This window comes from Streptomyces gelaticus (assembly GCF_014649535.1).
Classification (GTDB): domain Bacteria; phylum Actinomycetota; class Actinomycetes; order Streptomycetales; family Streptomycetaceae; genus Streptomyces; species Streptomyces gelaticus.
The window spans coordinates 20,319-44,820 of the sequence record NZ_BMTF01000036.1; the positions used below are offsets into that span (position 1 = coordinate 20,319).

Annotated in this window: 18 protein-coding genes and 2 pseudogenes; 15 read left to right on the forward strand and 5 right to left on the reverse strand. The window is 71.2% G+C overall.

The genetic code is table 11. The features are described 5' to 3' along the window. Positions 1–78 precede the first annotated feature (78 nt). On the forward strand, positions 79–2,763 hold the full coding sequence (locus IE107_RS31970; protein WP_189547854.1) for a SpoIIE family protein phosphatase: 2,685 nt from the start codon (positions 79–81) through the stop codon (positions 2,761–2,763). A gap of 129 nt (positions 2,764–2,892) precedes the next feature. Beyond that, a complete protein-coding gene (locus IE107_RS31975) occupies positions 2,893–3,885 on the forward strand; it encodes an NAD(P)/FAD-dependent oxidoreductase (protein ID WP_189547869.1) in 993 nt (330 codons plus the stop codon). Positions 3,886–3,974: 89 nt separating this feature from the next. Here the strand turns inward: IE107_RS31975 and IE107_RS31980 are convergent, their stop codons facing one another. Beyond that, positions 3,975–4,601 carry a YceI family protein gene (locus tag IE107_RS31980; RefSeq protein WP_189547855.1) on the reverse strand — a complete coding sequence of 209 codons (627 nt, stop codon included), beginning with the start codon at positions 4,599–4,601 and terminating at the stop codon, positions 3,975–3,977. A gap of 296 nt (positions 4,602–4,897) precedes the next feature. On the opposite strand from IE107_RS31980, the gene IE107_RS31985 reads away from it, so the two are divergent. Together IE107_RS31985 and IE107_RS31990 are read left to right on the forward strand one after the other, a co-directional pair. After that, on the forward strand, positions 4,898–5,422 hold the full coding sequence (locus tag IE107_RS31985) for a hypothetical protein (protein ID WP_189547856.1): 525 nt from the start codon (positions 4,898–4,900) through the stop codon (positions 5,420–5,422). Positions 5,423–5,640: 218 nt separating this feature from the next. Beyond that, on the forward strand, positions 5,641–6,252 hold the full coding sequence (locus IE107_RS31990; RefSeq protein ID WP_189547857.1) for an ALF repeat-containing protein: 612 nt from the start codon (positions 5,641–5,643) through the stop codon (positions 6,250–6,252). A gap of 504 nt (positions 6,253–6,756) precedes the next feature. On the opposite strand, the pseudogene IE107_RS31995 reads toward IE107_RS31990, so the two are convergent. After that, positions 6,757–7,462: pseudogene (locus tag IE107_RS31995) on the reverse strand (beta-1,3-glucanase family protein); the annotation flags it as partial. 115 nt (positions 7,463–7,577) lie between these two features. Here IE107_RS31995 and IE107_RS32000 point away from each other — a divergent pair. Continuing rightward, positions 7,578–7,802 (forward strand): hypothetical protein, encoded by a 225-nt coding sequence (locus IE107_RS32000; protein ID WP_189547858.1) that lies wholly within the window; start codon positions 7,578–7,580, stop codon positions 7,800–7,802. An 18-nt stretch (positions 7,803–7,820) separates the two neighbouring features. Here the strand turns inward: IE107_RS32000 and IE107_RS32005 are convergent, their stop codons facing one another. Further along, positions 7,821–8,069 carry a DUF397 domain-containing protein gene (locus IE107_RS32005; RefSeq protein ID WP_189547859.1) on the reverse strand — a complete coding sequence of 83 codons (249 nt, stop codon included), beginning with the start codon at positions 8,067–8,069 and terminating at the stop codon, positions 7,821–7,823. Next, on the reverse strand, positions 8,066–8,890 hold the full coding sequence (locus IE107_RS32010) for a helix-turn-helix domain-containing protein (protein WP_189547860.1): 825 nt from the start codon (positions 8,888–8,890) through the stop codon (positions 8,066–8,068). The genes IE107_RS32005 and IE107_RS32010 overlap by 4 nt, the downstream gene beginning before the upstream one ends. 111 nt (positions 8,891–9,001) lie before the next feature. Here IE107_RS32010 and IE107_RS32015 point away from each other — a divergent pair, with 111 nt between their 5' ends. The 10 genes from IE107_RS32015 to IE107_RS32060 all read left to right on the forward strand — a co-directional run bounded on the left by IE107_RS32015 (position 9,002) and on the right by IE107_RS32060 (position 24,279). Then, entirely contained in the window at positions 9,002–9,445 is a 444-nt protein-coding gene (locus IE107_RS32015) for an ATP-binding protein (RefSeq protein WP_189547861.1), read from the forward strand. Positions 9,446–9,580: 135 nt separating this feature from the next. After that, on the forward strand, positions 9,581–10,453 hold the full coding sequence (locus IE107_RS32020) for an MBL fold metallo-hydrolase (protein ID WP_189547862.1): 873 nt from the start codon (positions 9,581–9,583) through the stop codon (positions 10,451–10,453). A gap of 414 nt (positions 10,454–10,867) precedes the next feature. Then, positions 10,868–14,743 (forward strand): endo-alpha-N-acetylgalactosaminidase family protein, encoded by a 3,876-nt coding sequence (locus IE107_RS32025; protein WP_189547863.1) that lies wholly within the window; start codon positions 10,868–10,870, stop codon positions 14,741–14,743. Positions 14,744–14,903: 160 nt separating this feature from the next. Continuing rightward, a complete protein-coding gene (locus tag IE107_RS32030; RefSeq protein WP_189547864.1) occupies positions 14,904–16,286 on the forward strand; it encodes a S1 family peptidase in 1,383 nt (460 codons plus the stop codon). Continuing rightward, positions 16,283–18,628 carry a serine/threonine protein kinase gene (locus IE107_RS32035; RefSeq protein WP_189547865.1) on the forward strand — a complete coding sequence of 782 codons (2,346 nt, stop codon included), beginning with the start codon at positions 16,283–16,285 and terminating at the stop codon, positions 18,626–18,628. The genes IE107_RS32030 and IE107_RS32035 overlap by 4 nt, the downstream gene beginning before the upstream one ends. Further along, positions 18,629–20,038 (forward strand): vWA domain-containing protein, encoded by a 1,410-nt coding sequence (locus IE107_RS32040; RefSeq protein WP_189547866.1) that lies wholly within the window; start codon positions 18,629–18,631, stop codon positions 20,036–20,038. It abuts the gene before it with no gap. Continuing rightward, positions 20,035–21,039, forward strand: a complete 1,005-nt coding sequence (locus tag IE107_RS32045) for a GlnX family signal transduction membrane protein (RefSeq protein ID WP_229867415.1) — start codon at positions 20,035–20,037, stop codon at positions 21,037–21,039. Before IE107_RS32040 ends, IE107_RS32045 begins: the two co-directional genes overlap by 4 nt. Next, on the forward strand, positions 21,036–22,268 hold the full coding sequence (locus IE107_RS32050; RefSeq protein ID WP_189547867.1) for an extracellular solute-binding protein: 1,233 nt from the start codon (positions 21,036–21,038) through the stop codon (positions 22,266–22,268). Before IE107_RS32045 ends, IE107_RS32050 begins: the two co-directional genes overlap by 4 nt. Positions 22,269–22,421: 153 nt before the next feature. Continuing rightward, entirely contained in the window at positions 22,422–24,005 is a 1,584-nt protein-coding gene (locus tag IE107_RS32055; protein WP_189547868.1) for an acyl-CoA carboxylase subunit beta, read from the forward strand. 70 nt (positions 24,006–24,075) lie between these two features. Continuing rightward, positions 24,076–24,279, forward strand: a complete 204-nt coding sequence (locus IE107_RS32060) for an acyl-CoA carboxylase subunit epsilon (protein WP_093545194.1) — start codon at positions 24,076–24,078, stop codon at positions 24,277–24,279. A gap of 59 nt (positions 24,280–24,338) precedes the next feature. Here the strand turns inward: IE107_RS32060 and IE107_RS32065 are convergent. After that, positions 24,339–24,502, reverse strand: a pseudogene (locus IE107_RS32065) (ATP-binding protein); the annotation flags it as partial.

The window sequence follows — 24,502 nt, forward strand, 5'->3', positions numbered from 1 at the left end:
CGGCGCTCCGTCCGGCGATCAGATCGGCACGACGGAGGACGCAAGGGCCAGGCGGCCCCCGCGCCGTCCGGCCCGGCCATGGCCGGCCGGGCCCCGAACCGCGGACTGCGCGCCCTGTTCAACGTGCACACCGTGGCCGGCCAGGTCTTCGTCTTCGTCCTCGGTCTCGTGCTGCTGCTCGTCACGGCCGGGGCGATCGCGCTGGTGGTGCAGGGCCGCCGCGACAGCATGGCCGAGGCACGGGCCCACACCCTGAGCGTCGCCGAGACCTTCGCCCACGCGCCCGGGACCGCCGCCGCACTGGACAGCAGGAACCCCACCGCGATCCTCCAGCCGCGCGCCGAGGAGGTCCGCAAGCTGACCCATGTCGAGTACATCGTCCTGGCGGGCCCCCAAGGCATCCGCTACACCCACCCCGATCCCGCGCTGATCGGCAAGCACATCATCGGCCCCTACGAAGAGGCCATGGCCGGGCACAGCATCACCCGGACCTTCACCGGAAGCCGAGGGCCCTCGGTCAACTCGATCGTGCCCGTGCCCCGGCCGGACGGCTCGATCGCCGGAGTCGTCTCGGTGGGGATCACCCTCGAGACAGTGAACAGTGTGGCGGACCGCTCGATCCCGCTCAGCGCGGGTGCCGCGGTGGCCGCCCTCGCGATCACCACGGGCGGCGCGGCGCTGCTGAGCAGACGGCTGAGCCGTCAGACCCACGGTCTCGGGGCCGCCGAGATGACCAGGATGTACGAGCACCACGACGCGGTGCTCCACGCGGTCCGCGAGGGCGTCCTCATCGTCGGGGCCGACCGGCAGCTGACCCTGGCCAACGACGAGGCCCGCAGACTCCTCGACCTGCCGCCGGACGCCGAGGGCCGGGCCGTCACGGGACTCGGACTGGACCCGGACACCGCGGAGCTGCTGGTCTCCGGCCGCACCGTCACGGACGAGGTGCTGCGGGCCGGCAACCGGCTGCTCGCCGTCAACCTCCGGCCGACCGACGCGCACGGCGGGCCGCCCGGCACCGTGGTGACCCTGCGGGACACCACCGAACTCCGCGCGGTCACGGGACAGGCGGAGATCGCGAGCGAACGGCTGCTGCTCCTGTACGAGGCCGGCGCCCGGATCGGCACCACGCTCGATGTGACCCGGACGGCGCAGGAGCTGGCGGACGTGGCGATCCCCGGATTCGCCGACGCCGCGTCGGTCGACCTCGCCGACCCCGTACTGCGCGGCGACGAACCGGTCACGCCGAACGGCGACACCCTGGAGATGCGCCGCACCGCCGTCGCGTCGGTCCGCGCGGACCATCCGCTGTACCCGGTCGGCCATGTGGTGGGCATCGTCCCCACCAGGACCAGGGCCATGCGCGTGCACAGCGACGACGGCGATCTGCGGAGCGAATTCACGAAGCTGGGCTGGCAGCACTGGGACGCCGAAGTGGCCGAGCGGATCAGGGAACAGGGATTCCACTCGATCGTGTCCGTGCCGCTGCACGCGCGCGGCACCATCCTGGGCATGGCCAACTTCTGGCGCGCGGGCGAATCTGAACCCTTCGACGACGACGACGTGTCCTTCGCGGAGGAACTGGCGGCGCGGGCCGCGATCGCTGTGGACAACGCCCGCCGCTACACCCGGGAGCACGCACTGGCCGTGACGCTGCAACGCAGTCTGCTGCCCCGGGCCCTGCCCGAGCAGAACGCCCTGGAGATCGCCCACCGCTATCTGCCGGCGTACGAGGGGGTCGGAGGCGACTGGTTCGATGTGATCCCGCTGCCCGGTGCCCGGGTCGCGCTGGTCGTCGGCGACGTGGTCGGGCACGGGCTGCACGCCGCGGCCACCATGGGGCGGCTGCGCACCAGCGTCCACAACTTCTCCTCGCTGGACCCCACGCCGGACGAACTCCTCGGGCATCTCGACGAGCTGGTCGCCAGGATCGACCGGGAGGAAGCCGGCGAGGGCGGCGTCGAGATCGCCGGAGCCACCTGCCTGTACGCGATCTACGACGCGGTCTCCGGGAACTGCACGGTGGCGCTGGCCGGCCACCCCGCGCCCGTGATGGTCCTCCCGGACGGCGCCGTCGAATGCCCCGCGGTCCCGACCGGACTTCCGCTCGGCATCGGCGGCATGCCCTTCGAGGCCGCCGAGTTCCACGTACCCGAGGGAAGCCGGCTGGTCCTCTACACGGATGGTCTCGTCGAGCGGCGGGGCCTGGACATCGACACCGGTCTCGATCTGCTGCGCGAGGCCCTCGCCGGCCGCGACCGGACGCCGGAGGAGACCTGCGACGACGTGATCGCCGCGCTGCTGCACGACCGGCCGGACGACGACGTCGCTCTGCTCGTGGCCCGCACTCGCACACTCGATCCCGAGCAGGTCGCGCAGTGGGCCGTGGCCACCGATCCGGCGGCCGTCGCCGGGGTGCGCAAGAACGTCGCCCAGTGGCTCGCCGACCGGGGCCTGGAGGAGGAGGCGTTCGCCACCGAACTGATCCTCAGCGAACTGGTCACCAACGCGGTGCGCTACGGCGCGGCACCCATCGGGGTCCGCCTGCTGTACGACCGCAACCTGACCTGCGAGGTGTCCGACAGCAGTAGCACCTCACCGCATCTGCGCTACGCGGCGACGACGGACGAGGGCGGCCGGGGTCTGTTCCTCGTCGCCCAGTTCGCGGAACGCTGGGGCACCCGTTACACCGAGACGGGCAAGGTCATCTGGTCGGAGCAGGCGGTCGGCGAATCCGAGGAAGAGGACGACGGCCCGGCCTAGCCGGGCGGCCCCCGGCCAGGCCAAGGGTTTGCTGATTCGGCAATGAAACTTGCTGATGTGTGGCGGTGTCGCGGACGCTTCCGGTGAATGGAGGTGCTTCTCGTGGACGACATGGACGACACGGACGACATGAATGTCATCGACGATGCGACCGGTGAGCGCGGCGGTGACCGGTGCTACGACGTGGTGGTGATCGGCGGTGGAGCCGCCGGACTGAGCGGAGCCGTGGTCCTTGCCAGGGCGCGCAGGTCGGTGCTGGTGATCGACGCCGGGCAGCCGCGCAACGCCCCGGCCTCGCACATGCACGGCTACCTGGGACACGACGGCGTCCCGCCCTCGGAACTGCTGGCCACCGGCCGGGATGAGGTGACCCGTTACGGGGGAGAGGTCGTCCAGGACGCCGTGGTGGCCGCCGAGCGGCTGCCCGACGGCGAGGGATTCCGTGTCGTACGGAAGGACGGGGCCCCGGTCGTGGCGCGCCGGCTCCTGGTGACCACCGGCCTCGTCGACGAACTGCCCCCGGTGCCGGGCCTGGCCGAACGGTGGGGCCGCGAGGTCCTGCACTGCCCGTACTGCCACGGCTGGGAGGTCGGCTCCCGCCCGATCGGCGTCCTCGCCACCGGCCCGCAGGCCGTGCAGCAGGCGCTGATGTGGCGCCAGTGGAGCGAGGACGTCACCCTCTTCCGCCACACCGGGCCCGAGCCCACGGACGAGGAGTACGAGCAGCTGGCCGCGCGCGGCATCGCCGTGGTCGACGGCGAGGTGACCGGGCTCGACGTGACGGACGACCGGCTCACCGGGGTTCGGCTGGCCGGCGGCAGGGTGGTCCCGCGCGAGGCCCTCGTGGTGCAGCCCGGCTTCACCGCCCGCGCGGACTTCCTCGTGGGCCTGGGGCTGGACGCGGCCGAGGCGAAGGAGGCGGATCGGGTGATCGGGACGTACGTCGCCGCCGACCCGGCCGGGGCGACGGAGGTGCCCGGCGTCCGGGTGGCCGGCAACGTCGCCGACCCGAAGGGGAAGGTCGTCGTCGCCGCTGCTGCCGGGGTGCAGGCCGCCGCTGCGATCAACGCGGACCTGATCACCGATGACGTGAACCGCGCGGTCGCCGCCCGCCGGGCCTGACCGGGGCAACGCCGAGCGCCCGCCTCCCTCCCCGGTGGGGGAGGGGGAGGCGGACGCGCTCGGGTCGGGCAGTACGGCGACGGTGGGCGTCAGGCCTGCGGCGCGGCGGACTTGATCGCGGAGATGTCGAAGTTGAGCTTGACCTTGTCGCTGACCATGACGCCGCCGGTCTCCAGCGCCGCGTTCCAGGTCAGGCCCCAGTCGGAGCGCAGGATGTCCGCGCTGCCCTCGAAGCCGACCCGCTCGTTGCCGTAGACGTCGGTGGCGGAGCCGTTGAACTCCAGGTCGATGGAGAGCGGACGCGTGACGTCCTTGATGGTCAGGTCGCCCGTGACGCGGTACGTGTCACCGCCGAGCTGCTCGGCATGCGTGGAGCGGAAGGTCATGAGCGGGAACTTCTCGGCGTCGAAGAAGTCGCCGCTGACCAGGTGGCCGTCGCGGTCGGCGATGCCGGTGTCGATGCTGGCGATCCTGACGTCGATCGACGCCGTGGAGTTCGCCGGGTCGGAGCCGTCCAGCTTCAGGCTGCCCTCGTGCTCGCCGAAGGTGCCGCGCACATTGGTGACCATGGCGTGGCGCACGGTGAAGCCGATGCTGCTGTGGGCCGGGTCGATCGTGTAGTCGCCGGTGAGGGCGGCGAGGGCCGGGTCCACGGCGGGGGTCACGGTGGCGGGGGTGGACGGGGCGTTGTTGTTCTTGCGGTTGAACAGAGCCATGGCTCCTCCTCGGGGGACGTGGTCGAGCGGCGATCGAGTGGGGGTTTGAGTGGGGGTTTGAGCGTGGGTTTGAGCGTGGGTCGAGCTGGCGTTGAGGTAGTTGTTTAACCTTCAACGAGATTGACTGTAGCGGAATCTAGTTCAAGGTTCAACATCTATCCCCGGGGTGGTCGTGAACGGCGGCCGAACGCCGGCTCAACTCCCGCGCCCGATCGTCGCCACCCTCTGGCGGACGCGCGTAGAACTCGGGCAGTATTCCCCTGCCCTTACTTGTCATGAGCAGGAGGATTCCCCCCATGCTGTCCCACATGAGACTGCGCCCCGTCCTCACCGCATTCGCCCTTGTCCTGGGCGTTCTCTTCGCCCCGGGCATCGGTGTCCTGGGCGGTGGCGCCACCCAGGCCCACGCCGTCACCAAGCTCACCCACGCCGAGGCCACCGCCCGGTTCAGCTCCTCCGGCATCACCTGGTCGTCCTCCGGTGGCTGCTCCGACCGCAACGTCGCCACCTGCACCTCGTTCGACCAGCTCAACCTGGCCACCGCGCAGGGCGCCCAGACCCTCAAGAGCGCCACGGGCTGCGCGCTGAACATCACCGGCGGCACCGAGACCGGGCACGCCGGTGGCACCTACTCCCACTGGAACGGCTACAAGCTCGACTTCGCCAAGTCGACCTGCCTCACCAACTACGTCCACAACGTCTTCACCTACATCGGTGTGCGCGGTGACGGTGCCCCCCAGTACAAGGCGGGCTCCGGCAACATCTACGCCGACGAGGGCAACCACTGGGACGTGACGTACTACAACTGCGGTGGCTGCTGACTCCCTTACCGCGAGCGGCAGTTCGTGCGGGTGCCCCGTTCACCGGACGGGCACCCGCACGGGTGCGTGATCACATCGGCAACGAGCCGGCGGTGAAGACTGCCCGGTCCGGGAAATGAGCCGGGAGCCGCTTCTTGGGAAGATGCCTCGCCGCCGGACACCGCGCGGCTGCCGGTGCGTCGCGCACCGGCCTTTCCTCGACGCGAGGCAGGTTACCCATGAGACTCACCCGTGCGGCACTGGCCGTGGCCGCAGGCGCACTGGCCCCGGCCCTGCTGCTCTCCACCCCGTCCTTCGCCGCCTCGGCGGCGACCTCGCCCGCCACCGCGGCGGCCGCACAGGACGACGGGTCCCCCTACGACTCGATGTCGGAGGAAGAACTCCGCATCGCCGTCCTCAAGATCCTGGCCGATCCCGACATCGGCAGGGGCGTCTACCGCGAGGCGCAGAAAGCCCTCGACGGCACGGTCGACGACCTGCGCAACTTCCTGAAGACGGGCCTGCGCCTGGCCCAGGCCGAGGACGACCGCGTGGCCGTCTCCAGGATCCTGGCCGACCCGAAGACCGGGAAGGGCGTCCACCGCGAGGCGCAGAAGGCCCTGGACGGTACGCCCGAGGACCTGCGCTATTTCCTGGAGACGGGCCTGCGCCTGGCCCAGGCCGAGGACGACCGCGTGGCCGTCTCCAGGATCCTGGCCGACCCGAACATCAGCGACGCCCTGCGCGCGGCGGCCCAGAACGTCGTGGACGGCACCCCGGAAGAACTGCGCCACTTCATCGAAGTCGGCCAGTACGAGGTGGACGGCCGAACCCCGCCGACCTCGGGCTGACCGACCGGCCTCCCGGCGCCGGACCAGCGGACGCGGCGGCGGCGCCGGGCGGCCCCCTCGGCACGGCGAGCGCGGAAGAAGGCATTGGCGGCGGGCAGCGGATCCCGTCGCTGGACAGTCCCTTGAGGCGCCGCATCGAAGTGGTCGAGATGATGGACAATCACAGTGCCCTGGCCCAAAGGGCATGGTGGATACAGCTCGTGAGCCTATGGAATTGGCCATGCGGGGACGGGTGGAAAGTGACGCACAACAGGGTTCAGGCGTACTAGCGAGCCCGGCCCACTCAGAGACCATGATCCGCTGGGCAATGATCGGCATCATGGTCCGCCGTCTCGCCCGTGGCCGGGCGGCGACGCGTCCCGGCCCGTGCTCCCTCTTGCGAGACGTTCCGTAGGTGGAAATTCGTGCGTCGGTGTTCTATGGAACCAGGAAGCGTTCAACCTTCTGTTGCAGGTCAGGGGGCAGGCCAGTCAACTTCGAGACGATCCTGCGAAACTCTCGGCCGCGGAACGGCATCTCGTCCGGGCGGTCGAAGAACGGTGCCATCAGGTTCTGCGGTGAGATCACCCGCAGTACGTCGCCGTCCGCGCCGCGGATGACCAGCTTGTCCCACGGCTGGCCGTCGGCGGCGGCCTGGGCGGTGAGGGCGTCCGCGATCCGTTGTACCGCGCCGTCGGGGAGCGGTGCCACGGTGTGTGTCGCGTCGCCCTCCAGGGTCAGGCCGATCGGCAGCGCGGTGACCAGGTCGACGTAGCTGATGTTCGCGTACAGCTGTTGTGGGTTGAAGGTGAACTCGCAGAAGGACCAGGTGCGGCCGTAGTTGGCGTCGGTGGACGTCGCGAACGCCGGCTCGACCAGGGCGGGGCCGGGGTTGAGGTAGAACGTGAGGGTGTCGTCGCGTACGAAGTAGACGCGGGCGCCGTACATCTGGGGGAGCGTCAGAACCACCGGGGCGCCGCCCGCCGTGTTCAGTGGGATGGCGCAGTCGACGGGCAGTGGGGTCTGCGGTGCGGCGGGGGAGTCGGGGCGGTAGACGCTGCCGTCGGCCCGCAGTGACCCTGCCGGGCAACGAGCGGTTTTGCAGAGCCAGTTCACAGGTCGTGGGGGCAGCGGACGCGCTCGGGCTCAGGGCGCTGCCCCAGGCCGGGTACGTGAGGGCGGTTGCGGTGGCGGCGGCGCCGCCCGTCAGGAACAGTCTGCGCGAGATCACGAGAGACTCCCGAAGTGTGGGGGCCACGGACGGGGCGATCGTGCGGGGGGTGAAGGCGGAGGGGTGTCCGCGGTGCGCACCACTCTGGTGAGGGTCGCATCCAACGTCAAGGCCTATGACTGAGAGCGCTCTCAAGCGTTTCAATCTTCCACAACTCGCGGCCAGGGGAGGGATATTGCTGCGCGCCTTCCTGAGCGACGGCAGTGAAGACACGTACTACTCGAAGGTGCTGTACCGCCACCCGCCCGTGAAGTGCTCCGAGTCCGCGAAGGGGTGGTCCGAGAGTGATGACCACGAGGCGGAGGTCAGGGAAAAGGTTCTGTGTCTGGAGCCGCTCTGACGGGCGGGGCGGTGTTTCTCAGACCGACGCTTCGAGGAAGGCGGTCCAAGCGGCGGGGGGAACGGTGAGGACGGGGCCGTCGGTCACCTTGGAGTCGCGGATGTGCACGGCGGCGGGGTGGGCGGCGACCTCGACACAGTCACCGCCCTGGCTGCCGCTGTAGCTCGACTTGCGCCATTCGTAGGCGACTTCGAGGCAGGCGCCACCCTGGTCGCTGCTGTAGCTGGACTTGAACCAGGCGAGGGCGGCGGTACGTGCGTGGGTCATGTCTCTCCAAGCAGTTCGTCCAGTAGGCGTGCGCTCGCCTCGACGGAAAGCGCCTGCGAACGCAGCATCCCATATTTCTGCTGGAGCACGCTGACGTCGTCTGGGTCCTCGTGGAGGTAGCTGGTCAGCTGACCCTCCACGTAGACAAGGTGGTCGTGATCGGGGGTCTCCAGCACCACCATCGGGCCGTCGAGAGCGGCATGCTTCGGTAGTTTCATCGGCATGATCTGAAGGCCCAGGAAAGGGAATTCCATGCACTGGCGCAGATGCCGGATCTGCTCCCGCAGCATGGCAGGATCACCGATTTCGCTTCGCAGAATGCTCTCCTCCAGCAGGAAGTGGAGCATGGGGCGCGGCCTGCGTTGGAAAAGCTTCTGTCGGTCGAGTCGGCCTACTACCCGCTCCTCCTGTTCGTCCTCCTCGGGAGGCGGATACATGCAGGAGACGACGAACCGGGCGTACTCCTCGGTCTGGAGCAGTCCCGGCACCACCTGGTTCTGATACGAGAGCAGCGTCACCGCCTTCTGCTCGTAGTCCACGAAGTCCTGTACGAACGCCGAGAACCGCTCCTTCTGCGGCACCTTCGACACCGCGACCTGCAACGCCCCCTTCGTGTCCAGCAGTTCATCCAGCAGGACCGCGAGGTCCCACTGCAGCGCTCTGCGCCCCTGCTCGATCGACGCGATCGTGTCCTCGCCCACGGAGCACCGTTCGGCCAGGGCCGCCTGTGTCATTCGGGCCGCCTTGCGGAACATCGCCAGCTGGGCGCCGATCAGGTGCCAGGACGTGATCCGCTTGCTCTTCTTCTTTGCCGGTTGCATGAACTGCCTCTCCCCGTCACGAACCCCGGATGACCCGTCAGAAGTCGTACATCTCCGTTGTACGACCCGACGCGCTGCTCAACGGTAGTGACTTTGTGTGACGTTGGAGTCGTGAACGAGACAACTCAACTTCCCCGCTTCCGCGAGGTGTTCCACCGCCGGGAACGCCGATCCGTACCGCTCGTACGGCAGTTCGTGCGTGACGCTCTGGTCGACTGGGCGTGCGAGGAACGCTCCGACGAGGTGTTGCTCTGCGTGAGCGAGCTCGTCACCAACGCCGTGCTGCACGGCGTCCCTCCCGGTCGGGGCTTCCGGCTCCACCTCCACCTGGAGCCGGTCGGCGGCACCCTGCGCATCGAGGTCCACGACAGTGGTGACGGGGAGGTCCGGCTCGCCGATTCCTGGGCGGTCTCCGAGGAGGAAGGGGGTCGTGGGCTGCGGCTGGTGGAGGCGCTCGCCGACAAGTGGGGAGTGGGGGAGCGGAACCCCGGCAAGGTGGTGTGGTGCGAGTTCGAGGTGTCGGCGGGGGCGGGGCGCAGCATGTCGACGAGATAGACCCCGGGGCCGAGATGCAAGATCGGCAGGGTCTACCGGTTCCGGCCGCGCGTGGGCTATCCCTGAAACAGCGGCCCTCGACGGGGCCGTTCCCGTGGAAGTTTCCATGGAAGTGGAAGTGGAAGGAACCCTGCCATGACCGACTGGTACGTGGACGACCGCTGCACCAACTGCGATGTCGCCCGGCAGTTCGCTCCCGAGCTGATCGTCGAGGAGGAAGGGACGTCGCGGATTCTGCGGCAGCCGAGCGATGACGCGGAGAACAGGCGCTTACACGCCGCCGTCTTCGCCTGCCACACCCGCTCGATCCGGCCCGCGTCCGGACAGCCGGACCCTGCGCTCGACCCCTTCCCGATGGCGCTGGACGACGGCGTACTGGTCTGCGGACACAACTCCCGGCAGACCGCCGGCGCCAACTCCTACCTGCTGCGGCGTCCGTCCGGCTCCGTCATGATGATCGACACCCCGCGCTGGAGCCCCAAACTCGCCGAGCGGTACGTGGCGGCCACCGGGCCCGTCACCGACGTACTGCTCACCCACCGCGACCACGTCGCGCACGGGCGCCGTTACGCCGACCACTTCGGCGCCCGGATGTGGATCCACGAGGGCGATCTCGACGCGGCGCCGGACGCGGACCAGGTGATCCGGGGGCTCGATCCGGTGGAGATCGGGGAGGGCGTCACCGCCCATCCGCTGCCCGGTCACACCCGGGGCAGCGTGCTCTATCTCGCGGACGACCGGTACTGCTTCAGCGGTGACAGCTTCTACTGGTCGCGCACGACCGACGATCTGGAAGTCGCGGAGAGCGTGACCTGGTACTCCATCGAGGAGCTGGCCGCCTCACTGGCGCGGACGGCGGGGCAGCTGCGGTTCGAATGGGTGCTGCCCGGCCACGGCGACCGGCAGCGCCGGGAGGCCGACGAGATGTCCCGGCGGCTGCACGCGCTGACGGAACGCACCGGGCTGCTGCGGCCCCGGCCGATCGACTTCACCGCCCTGCGCTGGTGAGTAGGGGCCGTCACGCATCGGCCGCCGGGCGCGCCGCTCGGCGGCTCTTGCGTTAGGCGCGTGGTGTGGCGCCCGTCAGCCGGGAGAAGTGATGGCGCAGGCCGGCCGGCGAGGCGAAGCCGCACCGGGCCGCCTGCGCCACCACTTCCAGCACCACACACGGGCATCGGGCCGCCCGTCTACGCACCGCCTTCCGCCCCCTGGTGGCCACCCTGACCTGGGCGGAAGGCAGGAACGCCGGAGCGGGCGAGCCCGAGGGGCCGGGCGGCGCAGACGGGCGCCGTACCTGAACTCGCGTCCCCAGCAGGACACATACCGTCCACTTGGACTTACGCAGAGCGGTTGTTGGACTGGAGCACCCCGAGTCGCGGCAGGTCGTTGACGGTGTCCGGTCACGGGGACTACGCAGAGCACATGTCGCGAAGATTCACTTCGGCGGGCGCTGTCGCCGCCGCCTCAGCCGCCGTCCTGGCGCTGGTGGGGACCGCGCTCCCCGCCACCGCCGCCTCCGCTCCCTCACCCGCCGCAGTCGAGTCGGCGGTCCCCGCGGGCGCCACCGTCATCGGGTCCGCGCAGCTCGCGGTCGCCGTCGCCGACGACTTCCCGCGCGTCCTGGCGTACACCGACAAGGCCACCGGCAGCCGGCTCTTCGGCAGTACGCAGCCGGTCACCGCCGTGACCCTCAACGGCACCGCGCACCCGGTGAAGCTCAAGGGCGCCCCCGAGGTCACCGCCTCGGCCGCCCGCTACACGCTGACCTTCACCGACCTGCCCGGCATCGAGATCGACGCCTCGCTCTCCGTCTCCGGACGCGCCACCACCTTCAAGGTGACGGCGGTCCGCGACACCGAGGCGTTCCGCGTCGGCACCATCGACATCCCCGGCCACGACCTGGTCTCCGTGGGCTCCACGGACACCGGCGGCGCCACCGCCTTCACCCGGCTGGACAACGACTCGACGAAGACCGCCGACGTCTTCTCGAAGGTCACCGCGGACACCGCCGCCGACAAGGCGCCGGTGGGTGCCTCGTACGCGATTCTCAACACCGGCGCGCTCGCCGCGGCCGTCGAGTCCAACTCCTCGTACGACAAGCCGTCCGGCGCCACCGGCGGTGACGACGCCCGGTTCTGGCACCAGGCCCGCAAGGCCGACGACGGCAGCGTCCGGGTCGGCGTCTGGTCCGGCCAGTGGACCTTCCGCGGCGACGGGGCGCCGAAGCCGGAGAGCGGGGACGACCTGCCCTGGGCGAAGGTCGTCGTCACCCCCGACGCCAACGGCGACAAGGCGGTCGACTGGCAGGACGGCGCCGTCGCGTTCCGCTCCATCGGCGTCGAGGCGCCCGGCGGCAAGGACACCCCGGACCGGGTGATCACCCACATCCCGTTCAACTTCGCCAGCCAGGCCACCCACCCCTTCCTGCGCACCCTCGACGACGTCAAGCGGATCTCCCTCGCCACCGACGGCCTCGGGCAGCTCGCCCTGCTCAAGGGATACGCCTCCGAGGGCCACGACTCCGCCCACCCCGACTACGGCGGCGACTACAACAAGCGGGCCGGCGGGCTGAAGGAGCTCAACGAGCTCCTCAAGGACGGCAAGAAGTGGGGCGCCACCTTCGGCGTCCACGTCAACGCCACCGAGGCGTACCCGGAGGCGAAGGCCTTCGACGAGAAGCTCGTCGACAAGACCAGGCCCGGCTGGAACTGGCTCGGCCAGAGCTACTACATCGACCAGCGCCGCGACATCAACAGCGGCGACCTGGCCAGGCGCTTCCAGCAGCTGCGCGACGAGACCGACCGCAACCTGAGCCTGCTCTACATCGACGTCTACTACACGCACGGCTGGATCGCCGACAAGACCCTGCGCTCCGTGCAGCAGCAGGGCTGGAACGTCGCCACCGAGTGGGCCGACAAGTTCGAGCGAGGCTCGCTCTGGTCGCACTGGGCCAATGACCTCGACTACGGCGGCGCCACCAACAAGGGCCTCAACTCGAAGATCATCCGGTTCATCCGCAACGGCGAGAAGGACGTCTGGAACAACGACCCGGTCCTCGGCCAGAGCGCCATCGAGGAGTTCGAGGGCTGGACCGGCGAGACCGACTGGAACGGCTTCTACGACAACATCTGGCAGCGCAACCTGCCTGCCAAGTACCTCCAGCAGCAGCAGATCACCCGCTGGGACGGCAACGACATCACCCTCACCGGCGGTGTCCGGGGCACGGTCGAGGACGGCAGGCGGACCTTCTACGACCACGGCCGCAAGGTCCTCAGCGGCACCGACTACCTGCTGCCCTGGGACGGCGGGAAGAAGCTGTACCACTACAGCAAGTCCGGCGGCACGAGCAGCTGGGCCGTGCCGTCGAAGGGCGCGTACACCGTCTACGAGCTCACCGACAACGGGCGGGTGAAGACCGGCACGGTCAAGCCCGTCGACGGGAAGATCACGCTGACCGCCAAGGCCGGCCGGCCGTACGTCCTCTACCCGGAGCAGGCGCCGAAGGCGGCCGACCCCCAGTGGGGCGAGGGCACCCCGGTCGACGACCCCGGCTTCAACGACAAGGGACTGACCGACTGGTCGAAGACCGGGACCGTCACCCGCGACACCGACGGCCAGGGCCGCAACAGCGCCGAACTCTCCGGCACCGGCACGGCCGCGCTCGCCCAGCGCATCGACGGTCTCACCCCCGGCAAGCGCTACACCGCCTCCGCGCTCATCGAGGTCCAGCCCGGAAAGACCCGGCACACCACGCTCTCGATCGGCGGGAAGTCCGTCGCGGTGGACCGCTCCACCGTCAAGGATCAGGTCGCCGCGTCCGACTGGCACGGCACCTACTTCCAACGTGCCAAGGTGAACTTCACGGCCCCCGCGAACGGCCGCACCACCCTGCGCATCGAGTCGGCCGCAGGCAGCGCGGCGAGCGTGCGGGCCGATGACGTACGCATCGTCGCCAATGCCCCGAAGACCAAGGAGAACACCCTCTCCCACGAGGACTTCGAGGCCGTGGACCAGGGCTGGGGCCCCTTCCTCAAGGGCGACGCGGGCGGCTCCACCGACCCCCGCACCGTCATCTCCCAGCTGCACGCCCCGTACACCCAGGCCGGGTGGAACGGAAAGCTGATCGACGACGTGATCGGCGGCAAGGAGTCTCTCAAGTCCCACGAGGAGAACGCCGGACTCGTCTACCGCACCGCCCCGTGGACCGTGCCGATGACCGACGGGCACCGCTACAAGGTCGAGTACGACTACCAGTCCAGCCACGCGGGCGCCTACGAATGGGTCGACGGCTACGACCGGATCACCGCCGACGGCAAACCCGACTCCGTCGAGACCCGGACCACCGCCATCGGACAGCAGCGCACCACCGGCCACTTCGCCGAGACCGTCACCGCGGGCTGCGGCGACAGCTGGACCGGGCTGCGCAAGCGTGACGACGCCCCCGACGGCGCCGACTTCGTCCTCGACTCCTTCACCGTGACCGACCTCGGCCCGGCCCCCGCCTCCGAGCAGGCCGCCTGCGGCACCCTCGGCGTCGAGCCGGCCGCCGAGACCCTGGAGCCGGGCACGGCCAACACCGTCAAGGCCACCTTCACCAACTACGAAGCGACGGCGGCGACCGGCGTCGCCCTGAGCCTGTCCGTACCCGAGGGCTGGAAGGCGGAGCCCACCGGCGCCGTCGCCTTCGACTCGGTTGCGGCGGGCGCCGAGGTCACCGGCAGCTGGCAGGTCACCCCGCCGGTGGACGCCAAGTATCAGACCTACGCCCTGAGTTCCGAGGCCGCTTACACCGTCGGCGGGGCGCGGCGCACCCTCGGCACGCAGACCTCCGTACGGACCCTGCCGCCGCCGCCCGCCACCGACAGCTGGGCCAGCGACCTGGACTGGACGGCCTCCACGAACGGCTGGGGCCCGGTGGAGAAGGACCTCTCCAACGGCGAGACCGGCACCGGCGACGGCTCCCCGCTGACCATCGGCGGCACTGTCTACACCAAGGGCCTCGGCAGCCACGCACCGGCGAGGATCCGCTACTACCTGGGCGGGAAGTGCACCGCGTTCACCGCCCAGGTCGGCGTGGACGACGTGCAGAAGAGCGCCGGCAGCGTGCAGTTCTCCGTCACCGCCGACGGCGCCGAGAAGGTGAAGTCGCCCGTGCTGAAGGCGGCCGACAGTGCCTGGTCGCTGACGGCGGAGGTCACCGGGGCCAAGTACGTCGAACTCGTCGTCGGCGACGGCGGCGACGGCAACGGCAACGACCACGCGGACTGGGGCGACGCGCGCTTCCACTGCGGCGGCTGAACCCTCGCGACGCGGGGCGGGCGCACCTGGTCGGTGCGCCCGCCCCGCACGCGCGTGCGGTGGCGGCCCTGCCCGGTCGTGACATTCGGTGGACACCGGGTGACCGGAGTGTGTCCGAAGGCTGGGAGCGGCGCCGGTTGCGCGCGTATTCTCATGCGGCATGGGGGAGTTGAAGGCTGACTGGCGGCTCCGGCTGAGGCAGGGCGGCGCGGACGGGCCGGTCTGCGGCGCCGGGGTGCTGCTCACCCAGGACCGGGCACTCACCTGCGCCCACGTCGTGGGAGAGCCGGACGCCCGGATCTGGGTGGAGTTCGCGGAGAACCCCGCCATCGCATCCGTCGGGGCGCGTGTGGCCGAGGGCGGCTGGCTGCCGGGACTCGGTGCGTCCCGGGAGGACATCGCCGTACTCGCCCTGGACAGCCCGCGCCCGCACGCCACCCCCGCGACCCTCGAACGGAGCCTGGAGCGCGGCGGCGAGGTGTGGATCGGCGGGTACGCGCGGTCCTTCGCCGACGGGATGTGGCTGACCGGGCGGATCAGCGGGGCGCACGGCGGATGGATCCAGCTCGACGCGGGACGCAACGAAGAGGTGGTCAAGCCGGGGTTCAGCGGGGCCGCCGTGCAGGTGCGCGGCGGACCGGCCGGATCGCCCGAGCGGGTCGTCGGGATGGTCGTCAGCTGGCGCGGCGACCTCGATCTGGCGCTGCCCGCCGACAACGAACTGGCGTTCTCGTACATGATCCCGATCGACCGGATCGCCGAACTCGTGCCCCTGGTCGCCGAATTGAGCGGTCCGGACGGCTGGGACCACGGGCTGGACCGGCGGCTGCGGAGATGGTTCGCCGGGGGCGACGAGCCCGCGGTGCGCTTCAGCGTCGTCCCCCACGGCGGCGGCCGCGACCGCACCCTCAAGCACCATCTGCACCGCGCCCACCTCGTCCACCGGGGCGGACGCACCACCCCGGAGGACTTCGTCGACGAGCTGGTGACCCGGCTGCGCCCGCCCCGTCACCACGCCCGGGCCTACCGCGACTGGCTGCTCGCGGGCGGCACCCCGCCCGAGCGGCCGGCGGACAAGGACCCGGGGAGCGCGGGGCCCACCCTCGCCGTGGTCGGACTCGACGAGGACCCGTGGCCGCTTCGCCTGGTGCCCCTGCTCGCACGGGTGCGGGCGCTCGGCTTCCGGCTGCTCGTCATCGTGCGGGACAGCCACGGCGAAGAGGTCACCGAGGTGGCGCGGCAGCTGCTGTTACCCGCCCTCGACGAATGGGCCGACCGGCTGGTCCGTCGCGTCGAGGAGATCGAAACGGAATGGGCGGGGCTGAACGGCCTGGTGGAGTCGGGCTCCCTGATCCCCCTGCCACGCACCGGCGGGGCCCGCCGCCGCGGGCAGCTGGCACGACTGCGCGCCGTCGAGGACCCGCACGAGCGGCTCCGGGGCCTGCGCGCCCTGCTGCGTGAACTCCGGGCTGACCTGGAGCGGTACGGCCGGGCGGGCCTGTCCGCACACCACGGCGACCAGGGCCGGGCCGGCCTGCGATGAGGATTCCCTGCCCGCACCGCCGGTTCACCGGAGCCCCCTGCGAAGGCGCCGTGCGGTCCACCGGCTACTGCGACACCTGCGGCCGCGCCGAGGACGGCCCGGGGCTCCCGCCGCTGCCCGCCGCCCCCGACGAATGCGGACCCCGAGGGCTGCTGGAACTGCCCCTGCTCAGCCCGAACACCCCCGACCAGCGGTTGAGCGCCGCCGTGACACAGGCCCACATCCGGATGAGCTGCTCGTCCAAGTCCTGCGCCACATACTTCGTCGCCCCGTACACCGCCGCCCCGCCGCCCGACGAGGGCCACTGTCCCAGGTGCGGCACCCCCTACTCCTACCGCCCCGAACTCGACCGGGACGGGCCGCTGCTCCAGGACCAGTACCGGATCCTCGGCCCCATCGCCCACGGCGGCCAGGGCTGGGTCTACCTCGCCCGCGACACCCACCTGGAAGACCTCGTCGCCGTGAAGGGGCTGCTGAACCGGTACGCGGAACGGGGCGCCGTCCAGGCCGCCGAGGAACGCCGCAGCCTGGTCGCCATCCGGCACGAACGCATCGTCCAGATCCGGGACTTCGTCAGCACCAGCAGCGAGGACGGCACGGTCTCCGGCGGCTACATCGTGATGCAGGACGTCGGCGACCGCACGCTCTCCGCCGTCGTCGAGGCGACCCGGCAGGGCAACTTCGTCCTCGACATCGAACACGTCATCACCTACGGCTGCCAGATCCTCGAAGCCCTCGCCCATCTGCACGGCATGGGATTCCTCTACGGGGACATGAAGCCGTCCAACGTCGTCCACCAGAACGACGGCGTCAAGGTCATCGACCTCGGCGGGGTGCGGGGGAGCGGATCCGCCGGACTGCCGCCCGTCATCACCCCCAGGTACGCCGCGCCCGAGACCGTCGGCGGTGGTCCGCTGACCGTCGCCCACGACATCCACACCGTCGGGGCGACCCTGGCCGAACTGGCGGGCTGGGCGGTCGGCGACGACGTACCGGGCCTCGGCACCAGCTCGTTCCGCCTGGTGGTGGAGCGGGCCACCGACCGGGACCCGGAGCGCCGGTTCGCCGACGCCGAGGAGATGGTGGGCCAGCTGCGCGGAGTGCTGCGCGAGATCCGGGCGCTGCGCGGAAAACAGGACCGGACCGAACCGTCCGCCTACTTCACCCCGTCCACCGAACTGCTCGGCGCGCGGCTGGGCACCGTACCCGACTACGCGCACTGGCTGGACCGCACCCCGCACCGCCGCGACCAGACACCCGAGGCACCCGCACTGGACTCCGGGCTCCCCACCCCCACCGAGATCGCCCGGCGGCTGCCGGTGCCCAGGCCCTACCCCGGGGACCCGGAGGCCGCCCGGTTCCTGGTGAGCAGCTACGACCCCGGCCGGCTGCTGGCCCAGCCCGCCGAGGGGGAGCGGTCGGTGGAGATCTGCCTGCACAACGTCCGGCTGCTGCTCGGCCGGGAGGGCGGCGAGGCCCTGGCCGGAGCGCGCGAACAAGTGGCGGTGGCCGACGCCATACCCGGCCCCGGACCGGTGCGGCAGTGGCGGCTCAGCTGGCACCGGGGACTCGTCGCGTTGCGTGGTGCGGAGGTCCTGGACGACCGGCGGCAGCTGCTGGAGGCCGCCCTGGAACACTTCGCCGCCGTCCACCGGGCACTGCCCGGCGAGTACGCCGCGAAGCTGGCCCTGGCCTACGCCGCGGAGCAGCTCGGCCCGGACCGTCCGGCCGGTCCGATCCCCTCGGCGTACGAACTCTTCCGGGCCGTGCACGCCCGCAACCCCTCCCACGTCGGCGCCGCGCTGGGCCTGGCCAGGCTGGCCCTGGCGCGCGGTGACCGGGACGCGGCGGCCGAGGTCCTGGACCTGGTGCCGGACGAGTCGCGGGACCACACCGTCGCCCGGATCGCTGCGCTGCGCATCCGGGCGGCCCGGCTCGCGGCGGGTGAGCGGCCGCTGCCCGGGAAGCGGCGGATCGACGCCGTGCTCGCCGCGGTCCCGCTGCGCGAGGGCGGACCCGGGCCGCATCCGGCGTCCGCGGTGACGAGCGACGAGTCGGCCCGGCTGCTGCGCACCGAACTGTACGAGTGGAAGCTCGACGCGGTCCGGGCCGCGGCGGGCGGCGCACCGCACGACGGCCGCTGGTGGCGGCGCGGACTGCCGCCGGCACCGGTGCCCGGTGAGCGGGCCGTACGCGAGGAACTGGCCCGGTGCTACTGCTGGATGGCCCGGCAGTGCAGGGACACCGCCGACCACGAGAAGCTCATCGACCTCTCGCACGCCGTCCGCCCGCAGACCCGCTTCTGGTTCCCGCCCCGGCGCCGTACCCCTGGAGGCAGCTGAATGGGCCGCTACACCGCGCCGCCGGGGCTGGGGATCAGCCTGTCCGTCCAGGTCGCTCCGGAGCAGCGGCCGGACCAGGACACCCGGATCGACGCCCATCTGCGGGTCCGGGCCGCCGCCGTCGGACCGCGCGACCGGATTCCCGCCGTCGACATCGCCCTGGTCCTCGCGGTGGACGTGGCCGCCGGGCGGCGTGACGCGGCCGTGGCCGCGCTCGCCGAGACCGTGAGCGCGCTGCCCGACGGGATCTCCTACACCGTGCTGGGCGGTGGTGCCTCGCAGTGCTACCCGCTGACCGGCCGGTGGGCGCTCGCCGGCCCCGACGACCGGCGCCACGCCGCATTCAGCGTCGGACGGATCGCCGCGGCCGAGGAGGGCCGGCCGCCGACCGGATACACCACCTGGCTGGCCAGGGCCCGCGAACTCTTCGCCGAACGCGCCCTCCCCGTACGGCATCTGGTGCTCGTCACCGACGGCGGCAGCCGTTCCGAGGACGACGACGCCGCCCGCGCCGACAGCGCCCTGAGCATCGAACTGACCCGCTGCGAAGGGGAGTTCACCGCAGACGTCATCGCCCCCGGGGCGGGCTGGGACCCTGCTCCGCTGATCGCCGTCGCGGAACGGCTGCACGGCGCCGCCGCCTCCTCGCCCGACGCCTTTGCCCCCGCCGTCGCCACCGCCCTGGGCAGGCTGCGCAAGGTCCGCAGCCCCGAACTCCCCATCGAGGTGGCCGTGCGTCCGGCGGTGCGGGAAGTGACGCTGACCGAGATCGCTCCGCACCAGCAGCGGCTGGAGCCGGATCCGGCCGGGGACGACCCGTTCCGGCTGGAGTTCCGCACCCATCAGTGGCAGCCGGAATCCCGCGACTACCTCCTCACCCTCCGGGCCGACGCCGGCAACGACCCGCTGGGCGTCCCGCTCCAGCTCGCCGAGGTCACCGTCGGCGGCGCCGCCGGGGCGGTCGTGGTCCGCTGGCTGCCCTCCGGCACCGCCGCGGCCACCGCGGGCCTCTCCGGCGCGGCGGGCCGCAACATCCACACCATGAACGTCTCCACGCAGATGCGGACCGCCCTCAACCACGGCTACGCCGCCCTCGACCTGGAGAGCCGCGAGCGGGCCGAGGCGCAGCTCGGACTCGCCGTCCGGCTCGCCACCGAGATCGCCGCCGACTGGGTCCTGGACGAGGTCCGCAAGGTCGCCCGCATCGTGGACGGCCCGCAGGGACACGTCCTGATCGGGCCGGCCGTCGACCCGGGCACCGTCCGCCAGGGGCTGCTGAGCATCACCTCCGGGCATCCCGTGGAACTGCCCCCGGTGCCCCGGGCCGGACCGGCGGTCCGCTGCCCGCACTGCGACCACCCGGCCGGAGCGGCGGCCGTGTTCTGCATCGACTGCGGGAGGCAGCTGTGAGGCCCGGCCGACGACCGTACGCACGCGCCTACCGCTCCAGGACCCGGCGGCTGCTGGAGCGGCATCTGGCCGCGATGCTGGTGACCGCCCTGGTCTCGATGGGCGCCCTGCTCCTCTCGTACCGCGAGGTCCAGATCTCGGCGGGCGAGATGCGCGCCCGGGGCGCCCCGGCCGTCCAGGGCGTGGCCGCCACCCAGCTCGCCCTGCTGCGCGCCCACAAGGAGGCCGAGGGCTCCATGAGGAGCGGCATCGCCGACGTGGTCGGGGCCGGTGCCCGCTACGAGAACCAACTGGCCGCCGCCGACCAGGGGTTGTCCCGGCTCTCCGACGTACAGATCGACGGGGACCGCGGGCGCGGGGTGCTCGAAACCGTGAACGGGGTGCTCACCTCGTACAGCAGCTCCATCACCCCCGGCGCGGTGAAGTACGTGTCGGACGAGCCGATGCAGAAGGAGAAGTTCTCCGAGGCCGAAACCCTCCTCACCCGCAAGGGCACCGGCGTGGTGCCGCGTCTGGACGTCCTCCAGGGGAACCAGATGACCAGGATCGGCACGCTCACCACGATGAGCCCCGTGCAGTGGTCCGGCTGGGCGGTCGCCGAACTCGGCCTGCTGGCCATGGTCCTGATCACCCTTTCCGCACTGTGGGTGCTGCGCACCCGCTGCGGCCACAGCCTCGATCTCTGCCTGCTCGTATCGCTGCTGGCCGTCGTCTTCCTCGCGACGGGCCCGCTGATCGCGACGAGCATCACCCAGGACCGGCTGGCCACCGCCCGCGACGGGCTGATCCGGATCGAACAACAGGCACACGACCACCGCGACCTGGCGGGATCCCAGCAGGCCGTCACCGACATGTCGACCCGGGTGCGCGCCCAACTGGCCGCCCAGGGCTGGCAGAGCGGCGTCTACTACGGGGCGCTCGCGGCCGGCGCCCTGATCGTGCTGCTGCCCGCCGTCGGCATGGGCCGCCATCTGAACGCCGACTACTGGAGGACCGGATGATGCTGCGTGCCCGCGCCGTCCTGCTCGTCCTGTGTCTGGCGCTGGTCGCGGCGGGCTGCGGGCTCGCCGCGCCCGGCGGTGGCGACGAGCAGCCGAAGGTGACGATCCTCGGGCCGTGGACCGACGACCAGGAGAAGCAGTTCAAGGCCGTCCTCGACACCCTGGAAACCCCGTACACCTACCAGGGCACCGCCGCCACCCGGGAGGTCCTGCTCGCCGCCGTGCAGGCCGGCAATCCGCCCGACATCGCGATCCTGCCGGGCGTCGGGGACCTCGTCGAGTACGCCGCGGAGGGGCGGCTGCGTCCGCTGGGCAAGGGGGCGGGCGCGAAGTACGGCAGGCCCTGGCAGCCGGAGGCGAAGCGCATAGAGGCCGATCTCTGGGTGCCGCTCAAGGCGGACCTCAAGAGCATCGTCTGGTACCGCAAGGACCGGCCGCCGCCCTCCTACCCCGCGCCGCTGGCGTCCTGGTGCATCGGCATGGGCGACGACGGGGCATCGGGCTGGCCGGGCAGCGACTGGATCGAGGACCTGATCCTGCAGACGGCGGGCCCGGTGCTGTACGAGCGGTGGGCGACCGGGGAGCTGAAATGGACGGACGGTCCGGTGCTCAACGCCTGGAGCCTGTGGGCCGGCCTGCTGGCCCAGGACCCCGAGGCCGCCCGCCGGGCCCTGCTCGGCGATCACCGGGGCCGGCCCGGCGGGCACGGACTGCTCTTCGCCGGCGGCTGCACGCTGGAGCACCAGGGCTCCTTCGCCCGGTTCTTCTACGGGGACCGCAGCGGGCGGGCCGCCTTCACGGACTCCGCGCCGCTGCTGCCCTCGGGCCCGAGGCTCAAGGGCCGCGAGGTGTCGGCCGACTTCGCCGCGCTCTTCGGCGACTTTGCGCAGGCCCGCGATCTGCTCACCCGGCTCACCTCGCGCCGGGCACAGGAGGAATGGGGCCGCAGGGCCGGGGTATTCTCGCCGGACCCCGACGTGCCCGCCAGGAAGGGGGCGGTCGAGAAGCAGATCAGCAGCCGTCTCACCGACCAGCGGGTGCCGCTCTGCCTGGACGCGTCGGACGTGATGCCCGCCGCCGTGCGGGACGCCTTCTACGAGGCGGTGCTGCTGACCATCGCCCACCCCGATGCCCCGGTGCGGGACCGGCTCGACGACGTCCAACGGGTGCAGAACGCCCAACCGGAGCACACCCCGAGGCTGACCGGGGTGTGCAGCAGACCACAGTGAGTCTTTGTCGGACTCGCACAAAGACTGCCCCGTACCGGCTGGTACTTCGCCTGCATGCCGCCCGGATTCTGTGGGGCTCCACCAGGAAACGGGTCAGGAGACTGTACGGAGTCGACGGCAGGATTTACTTGCCCGGCTTCGTAGGGTCGGTACATGACCGTTGTGGACGAAACCCCGGGCGAGCCGAGCGACACCCGTGGCCGGGTGGCCGAACTGCTGGCACTGCGTGAGCAGGCCCGTCGCGGACCGAGTGACCGGGCGACCGAGGCGCAGCACGCCAAGGGCAAGCTGACGGCGCGTGAGCGCATCGCGCTGCTCCTGGACGAGGGTTCGTTCAAGGAGGTCGAGCAGCTGCGCCGGCACCGGGCGACCGGTTTCGGCCTGGAGGCGAAGAAGCCGTACACCGACGGTGTCATCACCGGCTGGGGCACGGTCGACGGCCGCACGGTCTTCGTCTACGCGCACGACTTCCGGATCTTCGGCGGTGCGCTGGGCGAGGCCCATGCCACGAAGATCCACAAGATCATGGACATGGCCATCTCGGCCGGTGCCCCGCTGGTGTCGCTGAACGACGGCGCGGGCGCCCGTATCCAGGAGGGCGTCTCGGCGCTCGCCGGCTACGGCGGGATCTTCCAGCGCAACACCCGGGCCTCGGGCGTGATCCCGCAGATCAGTGTGATGCTCGGCCCGTGCGCGGGCGGCGCGGCGTACAGCCCGGCCCTCACCGACTTCGTGTTCATGGTCCGTGAGACCTCGCAGATGTTCATCACCGGACCGGACGTGGTCAAGGCGGTGACGGGCGAGGAGATCACCCAGAACGGGCTCGGCGGCGCCGATGTGCACGCGGAGACCTCGGGCGTCGCGCATTTCGCGTACGACGACGAGGAGACCTGCATCGCCGAGGTCCGCTACCTGATCGGCATGCTGCCCTCGAACAACCGCGAGAACCCGCCCACCGCCGCGAGCGACGACCCAGCCGACCGGCGCGGCGACGTCCTGCTCGACCTGGTCCCGGCCGACGGCAACCGCCCGTACGACATGCACAAGGTCATCGAGGAGCTCGTCGACGACGGCGACTACCTGGAGATCCACGAGCGCTGGGCCCGCAACATCGTCTGTGCCCTGGCACGGATGGACGGCCAGGTCGTCGGCATCGTCGCCAACCAGCCGCAGTCCCTGGCCGGCGTCCTGGACATCGAGGCCTCCGAGAAGGCCGCTCGATTCGTTCAGATGTGTGATGCATTCAACATCCCCATCATCACTCTTTTGGACGTACCCGGCTTCCTGCCCGGCGTCGATCAGGAGCACGGTGGAATCATTCGGCACGGCGCGAAGCTGCTCTACGCGTACTGCAACGCCACCGTGCCGAGGATCTCGCTGATCCTGCGCAAGGCGTACGGCGGTGCGTACATCGTGATGGACAGCCAGTCCATCGGAGCGGATCTGACCTACGCCTGGCCGACCAACGAGATCGCGGTGATGGGCGCCGAGGGCGCCGCCAACGTCATCTTCCGTCGGCAGATCGCCGACGCCGAGGACCCGGAAGCCATGCGGAAGCGCATGGTCAAGGAGTACAAGGCGGAACTGATGCATCCGTACTACGCGGCCGAGCGCGGCCTGGTCGACGACGTCATCGACCCCGCCGAGACCCGCGAGGTGCTGATCGCCTCGCTGGCCATGCTCCGCTCCAAGCACGCCGACCTGCCGTCCCGCAAGCACGGCAACCCCCCGCAGTAGTCCGCACGCCGCGCAGCACCCCTGCCGAGCCCGCGAAGACCTGCCTGCCGAGAAGACGGAGAAACCACCCATGTCCACTGCCGCCGAGTCCGTGCTGCGCGTCGAGAAGGGTCTCGCCGACCCCGAGGAACTGGCCGCGATAACCGCGGTCCTCCTCGCCCGCGCCGCCGCCCAGCCCGCCGCACCCCCCGCCCACCGCGGCCGCAACACCGCCGGGTGGCGCCGCCTGGAGCGCACCCCGGGCTTCCGTGCCCCGCACTCCTGGCAGGGCTGACGCGCAAGACGTGAAAGGGCCCCGCACTCCTTCCGGAGTGCGGGGCCCTTTCTACGTCCTTAGCGCAGCCGCGCCATGAGCGCGTGCTCGACGAGCGTGATCAGCGCGCTCTTGGCGTCGGCACGGTGGCGTGCGTCCGTGGTCAGGATCGGGGTGTCGGGTCCGATCTGGAGGGCCTCGCGGACCTCGTCGGGGGTGTAGGGCTGGTGTCCGTCGAAGCCGT

What these genes read in the sequence shown, in the direction of transcription:
- IE107_RS32005 (WP_189547859.1), bottom strand. Translation starts at nt 8,069, where the DNA reads ATGACCCACGCACGTACCGCCGCCCTCGCCTGGTTCAAGTCCAGCTAC.
- IE107_RS32000 (WP_189547858.1), top strand. Translation starts at nt 7,578, where the DNA reads ATGACTGAGAGCGCTCTCAAGCGTTTCAATCTTCCACAACTCGCGGCC.
- IE107_RS31985 (WP_189547856.1), top strand. Translation starts at nt 4,898, where the DNA reads ATGCTGTCCCACATGAGACTGCGCCCCGTCCTCACCGCATTCGCCCTT.
- IE107_RS31975 (WP_189547869.1), top strand. Translation starts at nt 2,893, where the DNA reads ATGAATGTCATCGACGATGCGACCGGTGAGCGCGGCGGTGACCGGTGC.
- IE107_RS32060 (WP_093545194.1), top strand. Translation starts at nt 24,076, where the DNA reads ATGTCCACTGCCGCCGAGTCCGTGCTGCGCGTCGAGAAGGGTCTCGCC.
- IE107_RS31970 (WP_189547854.1), top strand. Translation starts at nt 79, where the DNA reads ATGGCCGGCCGGGCCCCGAACCGCGGACTGCGCGCCCTGTTCAACGTG.
- IE107_RS32010 (WP_189547860.1), bottom strand. Translation starts at nt 8,890, where the DNA reads ATGCAACCGGCAAAGAAGAAGAGCAAGCGGATCACGTCCTGGCACCTG.
- IE107_RS32025 (WP_189547863.1), top strand. Translation starts at nt 10,868, where the DNA reads ATGTCGCGAAGATTCACTTCGGCGGGCGCTGTCGCCGCCGCCTCAGCC.
- IE107_RS32050 (WP_189547867.1), top strand. Translation starts at nt 21,036, where the DNA reads ATGATGCTGCGTGCCCGCGCCGTCCTGCTCGTCCTGTGTCTGGCGCTG.
- IE107_RS32040 (WP_189547866.1), top strand. Translation starts at nt 18,629, where the DNA reads ATGGGCCGCTACACCGCGCCGCCGGGGCTGGGGATCAGCCTGTCCGTC.
- IE107_RS32035 (WP_189547865.1), top strand. Translation starts at nt 16,283, where the DNA reads ATGAGGATTCCCTGCCCGCACCGCCGGTTCACCGGAGCCCCCTGCGAA.
- IE107_RS32055 (WP_189547868.1), top strand. Translation starts at nt 22,422, where the DNA reads ATGACCGTTGTGGACGAAACCCCGGGCGAGCCGAGCGACACCCGTGGC.
- IE107_RS31990 (WP_189547857.1), top strand. Translation starts at nt 5,641, where the DNA reads ATGAGACTCACCCGTGCGGCACTGGCCGTGGCCGCAGGCGCACTGGCC.
- IE107_RS32030 (WP_189547864.1), top strand. Translation starts at nt 14,904, where the DNA reads ATGGGGGAGTTGAAGGCTGACTGGCGGCTCCGGCTGAGGCAGGGCGGC.
- IE107_RS32020 (WP_189547862.1), top strand. Translation starts at nt 9,581, where the DNA reads ATGACCGACTGGTACGTGGACGACCGCTGCACCAACTGCGATGTCGCC.
- IE107_RS31980 (WP_189547855.1), bottom strand. Translation starts at nt 4,601, where the DNA reads ATGGCTCTGTTCAACCGCAAGAACAACAACGCCCCGTCCACCCCCGCC.